This is a genomic window from Streptomyces oryzae (assembly GCF_017676365.1).
GTDB lineage: Bacteria > Actinomycetota > Actinomycetes > Streptomycetales > Streptomycetaceae > Streptomyces > Streptomyces oryzae.
This window is the reverse complement of the sequence record NZ_JADKMA010000076.1, coordinates 20,076-31,598: the sequence shown is the minus strand read 5'-3', so window position 1 is coordinate 31,598 and position 11,523 is coordinate 20,076. Positions and strand designations below refer to the sequence as shown.

Annotated in this window: 4 protein-coding genes and 3 pseudogenes; 3 read left to right on the top strand and 4 right to left on the bottom strand. The window is 70.0% G+C overall.

Features of this window, described 5'->3' with window-relative positions:
• Window positions 1-38 precede the first annotated feature (38 nt).
• Entirely contained in the window at window positions 39-6,446 is a 6,408-nt protein-coding gene (locus tag ITI46_RS16660; protein WP_443742835.1) for a non-ribosomal peptide synthetase, read from the top strand.
• 5 nt (window positions 6,447-6,451) lie between these two features.
• Window positions 6,452-6,658: pseudogene (locus tag ITI46_RS16655) on the top strand (MbtH family protein); the annotation flags it as partial.
• A gap of 367 nt (window positions 6,659-7,025) precedes the next feature.
• Here the strand turns inward: ITI46_RS16655 and ITI46_RS16650 are convergent.
• From ITI46_RS16650 to ITI46_RS16640, 3 genes and pseudogenes are all read right to left on the bottom strand, one after another.
• Window positions 7,026-7,445: pseudogene (locus ITI46_RS16650) on the bottom strand (LysR family transcriptional regulator); the annotation flags it as partial.
• Between the two features lie 114 nt (window positions 7,446-7,559).
• On the bottom strand, window positions 7,560-9,032 hold the full coding sequence (locus tag ITI46_RS16645; RefSeq protein ID WP_247746095.1) for a polysialyltransferase family glycosyltransferase: 1,473 nt from the start codon (window positions 9,030-9,032) through the stop codon (window positions 7,560-7,562).
• A gap of 3 nt (window positions 9,033-9,035) precedes the next feature.
• Complete coding sequence (locus ITI46_RS16640; protein ID WP_209240342.1) at window positions 9,036-10,001, bottom strand: glycosyltransferase family 2 protein; 966 nt, start codon at window positions 9,999-10,001, stop codon at window positions 9,036-9,038.
• A 179-nt stretch (window positions 10,002-10,180) separates the two neighbouring features.
• On the opposite strand from ITI46_RS16640, the gene ITI46_RS34865 reads away from it, so the two are divergent.
• Window positions 10,181-11,299: a DUF7824 domain-containing protein gene (locus ITI46_RS34865; protein WP_280634781.1), complete on the top strand. Its 1,119-nt coding sequence runs from the start codon at window positions 10,181-10,183 to the stop codon at window positions 11,297-11,299.
• Here the strand turns inward: ITI46_RS34865 and ITI46_RS36050 are convergent.
• Window positions 11,273-11,517: pseudogene (locus tag ITI46_RS36050) on the bottom strand (IS5/IS1182 family transposase); the annotation flags it as partial. The gene ITI46_RS34865 and the pseudogene ITI46_RS36050 overlap by 27 nt on opposite strands.
• Between the last annotated feature and the right edge of the window lie 6 nt (window positions 11,518-11,523).

Genomic DNA, 11,523 nt, shown 5'->3' with positions numbered 1-11,523 from the left:
CCTCTGGTGATCCGTCGTTCCGGGAGTTGGTGGAGCGGGTGCGGGAGGTGGATCTGCGGGCGTTCGCGCATCAGGATGTGCCCTTCGAGCAAGTGGTGGAGGCCCTCAATCCGCCCCGCTCGCCCGCCCGCAACCCCCTCTTCCAAATCGCACTCGCCCTGGATACGTCGGCCGATGACGCGCTCTCCCTCCAGGGAGTCAGCGCCGAGAAGGTGGACGAGCACACCGGCACGGCCAAGTTCGACCTGTCCTTCCGCTTCACCGAGCACCGTGCCCCGGGTGGCGCTCCGGCCGGGATCGACGGGTCGGTGGAGTACGCCACTGATCTCTTCGATCCGGCCACCGTCACCACAGTGGCCGTGCGCCTGCGGCGGCTCCTCGAAGCGGTGACAGCGCAGCCCGACCTCCCCGTCTCGGCGGCGGGCATCCTCTCGGACGAAGAGCGACGGCTGCTCCTGCACGAGTGGAGCGCCTCCGACCACCAGGCACCGGCCGTGTTGCTGCCGGACCTCTTCCAGCGACAGGCCGCCTGTTCCCCCGACGCCCTCGCTCTCGTCTCCGGGCCACTGACGTCGACGTACGCGCAGACCAACGCGGACGCCAACCGCCTCGCGCACCTGCTCATCGCCCACGGCGCAGGTCCGGAACGCGTGGTGGCCCTGTGTCTGCCGCGCTCCGCCGACATGATCGTGAGCGTCCTCGCCGTGGCCAAAACCGGTGCGGCCTACCTCCCCGTCGACCCCGACTACCCGGCCGAGCGGATCGCCTACGTCCTTCGGGACGCGGCGCCCGTCCTGGTCGTCACTACGGCAGAGACGACCCTCCGGCTGCCACCTGACGGAGTCCACCGCGTCGTTCTGGATACGGAGGAGACGGGCCGAGGTCTCGCGGAGCAGCCGGATCGCGATCCCGCCGACCCCGACCGCACTGCCCCGCTCTGTGTTCAGCACCCCGCGTACGTGATCTACACCTCCGGTTCGACGGGCACCCCCAAGGGTGTCGCTGTCACCCACGCCGGGCTCCACGCTCTCGCCTCGACGCAGGCGGACCGCTTCCAGGTCCGTTCGGGCAGCCGGGTCCTTCAGCTCGCCTCACCGAGCTTCGACGCCTCCGTCATGGAACTTCTCATGGCTGTTGGCGCCGGTGCCGCACTGGTGGTGCCGCCTCCCGGCCCACTCGGAGGGGAAGCGCTCGCTCGCTTCGTCGAGGTGCACCGCGTCACCCACTGCCTGATCCCTCCGACCGTGCTCGCGGGACTGCCACGTGCGGCTCTTCCGGGCCTGTCGACGCTTGTTACCGGGGGAGAGGAATGCACCGCCGCACTCGTGGCAGACTGGTCGCGCGGACGGCGCATGATCAACGCGTACGGGCCGACAGAGGCCACCGTCTTCGTCACCCTCAGCCCACCGCTCCGGCTCGCGGACGCCGCACCCCATCATCGGCCCCCCATCGGTATGCCCGCCACCCACTCCCGCGCCTACGTCCTGGACGGGGCGCTGCGTCCGGTGCCGCCCGGCGTGCCCGGCGAGCTGTACCTGGCCGGCGCGGGACTCGCCCGGGGCTACCTCCGGCGGGCCGGGCTCACCGCCGAGCGCTTCGTGGCCTGCCCGTACGGGCCGCCCGGTGAGCGCATGTACCGCACCGGAGATGTCGTGCGCCACCGCGCGGACGGGCAGCTGGAGTTCCTCGGCCGCGCCGACGATCAGGTGAAGGTGCGCGGCTTCCGCATCGAGCTCGGAGAAGTGGAGGCGGCACTCGTCGCGTATCCCGGTGTCGCCCAGGCGGCGGCCACCGTCCGCGAGGACGAGGGTGACGAGAGCGACAGGGGACGTGTTGCGCGGCTTGTCGGATACGTTGTGGCCGGTGCGGACGCAGCGGGGGAGGGGCCCCTCGATCCCGCCGCCGTACGGGAGTTCCTGCGCGCCAGGCTGCCGGGTCACATGGTTCCCGCTGCTGTCGTGCCGCTGGACGCGTTGCCCATGACAGCCGGCGGGAAGCTTGACCGGCGTGCGCTGCCCGACCCCGACTTCGCCCCGGCGGTCATCTCGCGGGCACCGCGCACACCTGAGGAAGAAGTGCTGTGCGAGTTGTTCGCCGAGGTACTGCGCCTGCCCGCAGTCGGGGTCGACGACGACTTCTTCGCTCTCGGCGGAGACTCGCTGCTGGCCACCCGGCTTGCCGCGCGTATCCGCTCTGTACTCGGCAGCGAGTTGGAAGTCCGAGACCTCTTCGCCTTTCCGACCGTCTCCGGGGCGGCCGGACGGCTGCGCGGCACCTACGCCGCCAGGCCCCGGCTGCGGCCCGTGCCCCGGCCGGAGACGGTGCCGCTGTCCTTCGCCCAGCGCCAACTGTGGTTCATGCACCGCATGGACGGACCGAGCGCCGTCTACAACATCCCCCTGGCCCTGCGGCTGACCGGCCCGCTGGACACCGGGGCGCTGCGCACAGCGCTCCTGGACGTGATGGGCCGCCACGAAGTCCTCCGCACAGTACTGCCGGAGACCGACGGGACACCGCGGCAGACAGTGCTCGCCCGCGACGCTGTGCGGGACGCCGTCACCATCACCTCCCTCGAGGGGGCGGACGGGGACCGCGTGCACGCCGAAGTGCGCGCTGCGGCCCGCCGGAGCGTCGATCTCACCCGTGACTGCCCGCTGAGGGCAGACGTGTTCGTCCTCGGACCGGAGGAGCACGTCCTGGTGCTGGTGGTCCACCACATCGCGGCCGACGGCTGGTCCCTCGGCCCGTTGTGGCGGGACCTGGCCCACGCCTACGCAGCCCGCCGCTCTGGAGCGGCACCACACTGGGAGCCCCTCCCGGTGCAGTACGCGGACTACGCGCTCTGGCAGCACGAGGTTCTCGGGGACCCGGACGATTCGGACAGCCCGATCTCCCAGCACCTCGACTATTGGGCCCTGCGGCTGCGCGGTATGCCCGACCAGCTCTCCATGCCCACCGACCGGCAGCGCCCCGCCATCCCCCGTGCTCAGGGCGACGTGCTCACCTTCCACTGGGATACCGACAGTCACCAGCGGCTCACCGCGCTGGCCAGGGACTGCGGGGCCAGCGTGTTCATGGTGGTACAGGCCGCGCTGGCGGCACTGCTGACCCGGCTCGGTGCGGGCACCGACATCCCCCTCGGCACACCCGTAGCCGGACGGACCGAGGAGGAACTGGACGACCTCGTCGGTTTCTTCGTCAACATCCTCGTGCTCCGCACCGACACCTCCGGCGATCCCACCTTCCGTGAACTGCTGGACCGCGTCCGCGAGAGCGACCTGGAGGCGTTCGCCCACCAGGAAGCACCATTCGAGCGTCTGGTGGAGAAGCTCAACCCTGTCCGGTCCGCCGCACACCACCCTCTCTTCCAGACGATGCTGACCTGGCAGTCCTCCGAGGGCCGACAACTCGACCTCCCCGATGTGACGGCGACGCCCCTGAGCACCGACACCGGAACCGCCCGGCTGGACATGGAGATCAACGCCTGCGAGCACCGCACTCCGGACGGAGCGCCCGCCGGCATCGACGTACAGATGGAATACAGCGCCGACCTGTTCGACCGCTCCACGGTCGCGGCTTTCGCCGCACGGCTACGGCGTCTCCTCGACGCAGTACTGGAGAACCCGGACCAGCGGATCGGGTATGTGGACATCTTGTCCGCCGCCGAGCGGCGCACGGTGCTGCGCGAGCTGAACGACACGGCGCGGGACGTGCCTGACACGACGCTGCCGCAGCTCTTCGAAGCGCAGGCGGCCCGCACCCCGCACAGCACGGCCCTGCTGTTCGCGGACCGGACGACGACGTACGCGCAACTCAACGGGGCAGCCAACCAATTGGCCCGTCTTCTCGTCGCCCACGGTGCCGGTCCCGAGCGCGTCGTCGCCCTCGCACTGCCGCGCACACCGCAGATGGTCACCGCGCTGCTCGCCACTTTGAAGGCAGGGGCCGCCTATCTGTTCCTGGACCCGGCCTACCCCGCCGAGCGCCTCTCCTACATGCTCGGTGACACCCGCCCGGTCCTTCTGGTCACCGACGACGCCACCGCACCGGAACTGCCCGACACCGGCGTTCCCCGTCTTGTCCTGGACGGTACCGACGGCCTGACCGGGGCCGGTGGCGGAGCGACTGCTGCCGCAAACGGCTCGCGGGGAGCGCCGGGTCCCGACCGGCCGGACACCGACCTGACGGACGCCGACCGGAACGCTTCGCTGAGGCCGTCGCACCCTGCCTACATCCTCTACACCTCCGGCTCCACCGGCACCCCGAAAGGTGTCGTCGGCCTGCACCGGGGATGTGTCAACCGGCTGCTGTGGTGCGCCCAGGAGTACCCCTGGAGCCCAGACCAGCCGGTACTTGCCAAGACCACGCTCAGCTTCATCGACGGCGGTACGGAACTGCTCGGCGCCCTGCTGCACGGGGCGCCGGTGGTCCTCGCGGACTCCGAGACCGCACGCAGCCCGAGGGACCTGGCCCGGCTTCTCGCTCGGCATCGCGCCACCCGTATCACTGTTGTGCCCAGTCTGCTCGCCGCCCTGCTCGACGGCGACCGAGAGCTTCTCACCTCCTGTACCACGTGGGTGACAAGCGGTGAAGCGCTGCCGCCCGCGCTGTCCCGACGGTTCGCCGAGGCCCTTCCGCACGCACGCCTGGTCAACTTCTACGGTGCGTCGGAAGCCAGCGGAGACAGCCTGCACGCCGTCTCCCACGGTGCCGATGTGGCGGCCGGCACACCGATCTGGAACACCGGTGTGTACCTACTGGACGCCGCTCTCCGACCGGTGCCTCCCGGAGTATCGGGGGAGATCTACCTGTCCGGTGCCGGGTTGGCCCGCGGCTACCTGCGGCAACCGGTGCTGACCGCGGAACGCTTTGTCGCCGCCCCGTACGGCGGCCCCGGCGAGCGGATGTACCGCACCGGTGACCTCGGGCGGCAACGCCCGGACGGCGTCGTGGAATACCTCGGCCGTGTGGACGACCAGGTGAAAATTCACGGTGTCCGCATCGAGCTGGGAGAAGTGCAGGCCGCGCTGCTTGCCCACCCGCGGGTGGAAAGGGCCGCGGTGGCGGTCCGCGAGGACAGCCCAGGCCGCAAGCAACTCGTCGGCTACGTCGTCCCGGTACCGGGATCATCCCTCGACCCCGGAACCGTCCGTGGATTCGTGCGGGGTCGGCTGCCCGCACACACGGTCCCCGCCGCCGTCGTCGTCCTCGACCGGCTGCCCCTGACCGCCAACGGCAAGTTGGACCGGCAGGCGCTGCCCGCCCCCGTCTTCGCGCCGGACGGCGCGGGCCGGGCCCCCTGCGGCCCGCCCGAGGAACTGATGAGTGAAGTCTTCGCCGAGGTCCTCGGGCTGCCCTCGGTGGGTGTCGACGACGGGTTCTTCGACCTGGGCGGCGACTCGCTGCTGGCGGCCAGGCTCGTCAGCCGAGTGCAGGCGCTCTTCGGCACCGATCCCGGTATCCGGAGCGTGTTCGCGGCACAGACCCCGGCCGAGCTCGCACGGCGGGTGGGAGCGGACCCGGCCGGTACGGAGACGGAGCTGGGACCGGCCGACGGACTCGACGTGCTGCTGCCGCTGCGCCCCCACGGAAGCCGTTCCCCGCTCTTCTGCGTCCACCCCGCATCCGGCATCAGCTGGTCGTACGCGGGTCTGCTGCGCTACATCGAGGACCGCCCGGTCTACGGTCTCCAGGCTCGCGGACTGACCCGCCCCGAAACGCGCCCGGAATCCATCGAGGACATGGCCGCCGACTACCTGGAGCAGATCCGTGCGATCCAGCCGCACGGCCCCTACCACCTCCTCGGCTGGTCCTTCGGCGGCGCCGTCGCCCACGTCATGGCGGTGCGCCTCCAGGAACAGGGCGAGCGGGTCGCGCTGCTGGCCCTGCTGGACGCCGCTCCTTCCCAGGTCGAACCCGGACGTGCCGTTCCACGGCACACAGCCCAGGACGTGGCCGAGCTGTTCGTGGATGCCATCGGCTGCACGGCCCTCCCGCACGCTCGGCAGGATGGGCATCCTGCCAACCCGCCCGGAGAATCACCGCTGCAACCCCTGGACGCCGGACGAGCCGCTGAAGTACTCCGCCGCCAGGGGAGCGCGCTGGCCACCCTCCTGGACGAGCCCGTTGTCACCGCTGTCGCGGACACACTGACTCACAACACCCGCTTGCGCTGGCGTACTTTCGCGCCGCGCACGTTCACGGGCGACGTGCTGCTCTTCAAAGCCGAGCCGGAGCCGGACCACCCGCAGTGGTCGGCAGCCGACTGGCAGCCGTACGTCAGCGGTGAGGTGACGGAGTGCGACGCCCGGTGCGAGCACGGCCACATGATGCGGCCCCAGGTTCTCGCACACATCGGACCCGTCCTCGCCGCAGCCCTGGGTGAGGGGCGGACAGTCCTCCACGACCCGGCTCTACCCCCGTTCACCGACGCCACGAGGAGCTGACCGTCATGACCAACCCCTTCGAGGACCAGGAAGCCGAGTACCTGGTACTGATCAACGACGAGCATCAGTACTCACTGTGGCCCGCTGCCATCGCGGTGCCCGATGGCTGGTCCGTCGTCCATGGAAAGGACACCCGGCAGGCGTGCCTGGACCACGTCGAGCAGCACTGGACCGACATGCGTCCGAAGAGCCTCGCCGAAGCCATGGCAGCGGCGGATTCGGCGACGCCGCCGGAGACGGGAGGCCCGCACTCACAGGAGCCACCCGAGGTGACATCCGGCGTATGACTCGATGCGCAGCCGACAGCGGACCGGGAGCTGTCAGGCGCATGTTCACCCACCTCGGAGCCCACGCTGTCGCGCGGCATCTCCCGCCCTGCACTTCGATCTCCCGGTCAACCCCGGTCCGCTGCGGGTGTCTCCGAGCAGCGGTGAACCCCGAGACGGGTGATATCACCGCGGTCGCGGGTCTCGCCCTGGACAGCAGCGTCGAAGAGGTCCTCGAGCCCACCACTTACGCCCGTTACCGCGACCACGTGCACGGCGACCTGATGCTTGCCTTCGGCCGGCTCAAGCTCTCCACGCCGACCGGATCGGCTCGCAGCGCCCGCACCGTCAGTGTGGTCTGGTCGGACGGCGCCCGGGTGAGGGCGATATCGACCTCTCCGGCGCGCAACCCGCACGTCGGGTCGGTCAGATCGGTGTCGCGGATGCGGATGTCGATGCCGGGGTGCTTTCGGCGGTAGGCCGCGGCCGGCCTGGCCACTCCCGGGTCGGTGCCGTCGCCCAGGATGCCGATGGTCAGGGTGGGCGCGCCGGCCGCCGCGTTCACGCGTACGCGGACGTGGTCGGCATGGGCGAGTAGGGCCCGTGCCTCCTTGAGCAGTACCGTGCCCACCGGCGTGAGCGTGACCCCGGCAGGCGAGCGGGCGAGGAGCAGGGCCCCGAAGGCGACCTCAAGCGGGTCGTCGCGGTCGACTCCACCATCGTCCGAGCGCATCAGCACGTTGCTGGGGGCCCGGGGCAGTCGCCGAGCAGCCGGGGCCCGACTGCCGGCATGTGACGGCAGGCTGGGCTGTGACGACGGGGCCGGGTGCCCTTGCCCGGCGCTCCGTTACCCGGCGCTGCGTGTGCGGTCCCGTACCGCGAGCCTGCGCTGTGCTGCCCGGACCCGGCGTGCTGCCCAGCGGGCTGACGGGCTGTTGCGCAGCAGGCGGGCGCGGATCGATGTGCCGCCACCCGGGAGCGCCAGTGCGGTCAGGCGGCGACGCTTGAAGTAGCGGACGGTGATCTCGTCCAGGTGTGTACTCAGCCAGGCGATGGCGTCCTCGCGCAGCAGGGGGTGGAGCTTGGCCTGCATGCAGTAGCCCACAGTGCGCAGCAGCGCCTCGACGTCATCGACCTGCTGCCGTGTGATCGGTGCGTACTCCTGGCCGCCCTCCAGGTCGGGGACGACGAAATCGACGATGGTGACCGGCACCCGGTTGCTGTTCTGATAGGGCCTCAGCCGGTCAAGGAGCGGTTCCGTACCCACCCGGGCGATGGGGATTCCGTGGTAGGTGGCCGCGGTCAGCAGCGCGGTGGAGAAGCAGCCGACGACCAGTGTCGGCCGGCATCGGTCGTACACCGCCTCGGCCAGTACCGGCCCGGCCAGGATGTGCAGCTGTACTCCGGCATCGGCCGCGGCCTTTTGCAGCACGCGGGAGTAGCGTGCCGGGGCGGTGGGGTGCGGTTTGAATACGATGCGCTCGTGTCCCGCCGCCACAGCGCCGCGGAGCATCCGGACGTGCAGATCTTCTTCCTCCTCCGGAGTGAGGATGTTCAGCGTTGCGAGGTACTGGCCCAGCAGTACGGCGGTGGGGCCGCCCGCTGCCACGCGGGCCAGCTCCGGCTCGCCTGCCGCGGCCTCGCCCAGTTCGCCGAGCACCTTCGCGAAGGCATCATTGGGCACCGTCTCGGGCTCGACCGTGTGCTCGGCCAGCAGCAGGGGGCGGAGTCCGGGGACGAGGTCGAGGTGGAGCAGCCGCTGGATGCGGCAGCCCAGCCACTGGGGCAGCCGCTCGCGGGTGGGCCCGTAGCTCATCAGACCGTCGGCGTAGACGTGGATGGCGCTGCCACTGAAGATCGTGGCCAGCGCCTTGGCCGGGCTGACGTGCACCGACTCCACAATCAGCTCGACCGGTGCGGCGCCCAGCTGCCAGGTGTGCCGGAACATCCGCTCCCACAAGGGCGATTCATCACGCGGCGGGGTCCAGCTACTCGGATGGTGCGGGCGGATGGCCTCGTTCCAGTCGACAATCTCGTCGAAGCGCTGTGCGAGGCCGTCGAAGCCGTTCATCTCCGAAAGCGCGGTCGTCCCTTCGGGGGTCGCCGCGTTGTTGGACACCAGGAGGATCCTGCGGGCCGCGCCAGGCGGACCGAACTGGCCGGCGTCCACGGATGCGGCCAGGGTCGCCGCGCCGTAGAGCGTCGACACCTCGAAGATCTGCACGGGAGACCCTGAGGAGAGCGGTATGGAGGACGCGGATGAGAGGGGCGCAGGGGGCACGGCCGAGGCGGACTCGGGTGACTCAGTCGGCTCGGGCATGGATCAGGCCGCCTTCCTGGACGTGCGGTACCGCCGCAGTTTGTCGGCCCGTCGGTCGTCCATACCCTCCAGGGTCATATCCAGCACATCCTGAGGCATGCCCTGCAATGCGGTGGCGACCATTTTCTTGAGCCTTCTGGCGACGGGCCGTTGGTAGCGCCGGATCTTGGTGAGGTGGAATTCGAGCAATGCGCAGTAGGTCCGTATCGCCTTGGGCAGAAAGCGCTCGCTTTCCGGGTCGGCTGCGAGGTCGGCGAGCAGCGCGTCATGGGCCGGAATGAAGTCCAGCTGCCTGGCGTCACGGATCTGGGTGAGGGAGGTGGCGACGCCGCGCCGGTAGAACACGCCGAGCAGCCCCGTCGCCGCGAAGGAGCGCGCCCGCAGATGGAGACGCCAGGTCCACAGTCTGTCCTCGGCGGTACGCAGGTCGGTGGCGAACCGCATGGCGCCGTCGTCGAAAAGGCGGCGCCGGTAGACACCAGCCCATACGAACGGATAGTCGACCATGGTCTCCGCCTCGGGTGGTGCGATCACATCCCGCGGGTTCAGCACCCTGTCACGCACCGGCGCCGGGGCACGGCGCACGACTCGGTGCGTCTCGGTACTCTGCACATGGTCGGTCCGCACAAAGTCGCAGCCCAACTCCTCGATGACGCGGATGAGTTCGTCGAGGTATCCGGGTCCGTACCAGTCGTCGCCGTCGAGAAAAGTGAGGAAGTCACCGCGGGCGGCGTCGATTCCACTGTTACGGCTCTGGGCGATGCCCTTGTTCTCCTCGTGCCGGATGACGGTGGCCTGGGGAAGACGCTGCTCCCACCGGTCGAGGATCTCGGGGGTGGCATCCGTGGAACAGTCGTCGACCAGGAGGAACTCGGTTGCCGGGCTCGCGTTGTTGGCGAGGCTCCGCAGCGTGTCTTCCGCGAACTCCTGGACGTTGTGACACGGCACGATGACGGAGAGTTTGGGCATATCCAATCCAGACGGTAAGGCGGACAACGCCAGTGAATAAGACGGAACAATTGATGAAAACCCGGTGAACTTCAGGGGGCGGGGCAGTAACAAGGCCCTCTTTCCATGTCACCGAATCGGACTCCCCATCCGGCCCCCGTGGCCGACGAAGAAGTTATCCGGCGGACCTTGTTCAAAGATTGCTGACGCATTGCCGAGGCGCAGACAATTCCACCGGCACTTCGGCCCTCCAGTCCGTCTCCCTCATCCGTGCGGCCGAAATCGGGGAGCGGCTGGGCGCTGACCCCTTGCCGTTCCTGCTGGCCACGCCCACCTGGGCGACGGGGACCATCGAAGCGTCGGAACTGGTGGCGCGGCTCGCCGCATACGAGTGCTCCGGCACCGAACCCGGCCGAGCCGACCTCGACCAGGCACTGCTGCGACTCGACCGGGAGGTACCGCCCGAGGCGCGGGCGGCTGCCACGAAGCTCACGTCCCCGGCGGGGCGGCGGCTCGCCGCCTGGCTCGCCTCGGGGGGACTGCCCGATCCCGCCGTCTCCCGTGGTATCGAGCCACTGCGGTGGAGGACCCCTCTCCCCGGGGTGCTGGTCCGCACCGAGGCCGTCCCCGGGTACGAGGATCATTCCGAGCCGTTCCGTTCTCTGCTCGGTGCCCACGACCCCATCGCGAGCCCGTGCAAGTGCGGGGTCGGCGGGGAGTGTTCCCCGCATGCCTTGGCCCTCCTGCCCCAGCACCGGGAGGTGATCGCGGCGCAGATGCTGGTGTCCTTCGGGCACCTGGCCGAGTCCGACAATGCCGGAAAGGGCGCACCCGTGCTGCCCACGCTGGCCGAGTCGGGCGGACCGGCCGGGCCCGCGACCCATCTCCTCCTGGCCTACGGCCTCGGGGCACGGCGCATGCAGGAGCAGCTGTTCGCCGTGGAGGCCATGCTCATCCTGGCCGCCCGCGGACAGCTCGATGCGGCTCGACTCGGCGCGGACATCGCCGAGCTGATCCGTCTGCGCCGGCGGCTCAAGCTTCAGCGAGTCGCGATGGCGCTGCGGGAAGCGGTACGCACCGGCACGTATGCCACGGTGTGGGCCGTGCTCTCGGCCGCCCTCCCATCGCTGCTGACGGGCGCAGTGCCGCACGGCCTTCTCGCCGTACTCACGCTCGCGGCGGAATGCGCGGAACGGTGCGGAGCCCGCGGGACGATACCGGAGATCAACGAACTGGCGGCGCGCTCCGGCTCGTCACAGCTGGTCAAACAGGCACGGCGCATCAAGAATGCGACCGAGATGCCGGCCGAAGAGCAATGAGATGACGCCTTGACGTGGGAGGAGTCGACCACGCAGCGGGACCGGTCCAGCCGTGCCGCCGCGTTCAGCTCGGCTAGCAGCAGACCGTGCAGCCGCTGCCAGACGCCGCCTTCGTGCCAGTCCCGCAGCCGACGCTTGCACGTGATGCTCGAACGGAAGGCGAGCTCCTGTAGTAGGTACTCCCACTGAGCGGTGTGCATCGTGAGGTCGCGGTCAGGGTCACG

Bases quoted from the DNA above. Each gene is read 5' to 3' on its own strand.
- ITI46_RS16645 (WP_247746095.1), bottom strand. From the start codon at position 9,032: ATGCCCGAGCCGACTGAGTCACCCGAGTCCGCCTCGGCCGTGCCCCCT.
- ITI46_RS16640 (WP_209240342.1), bottom strand. From the start codon at position 10,001: ATGCCCAAACTCTCCGTCATCGTGCCGTGTCACAACGTCCAGGAGTTC.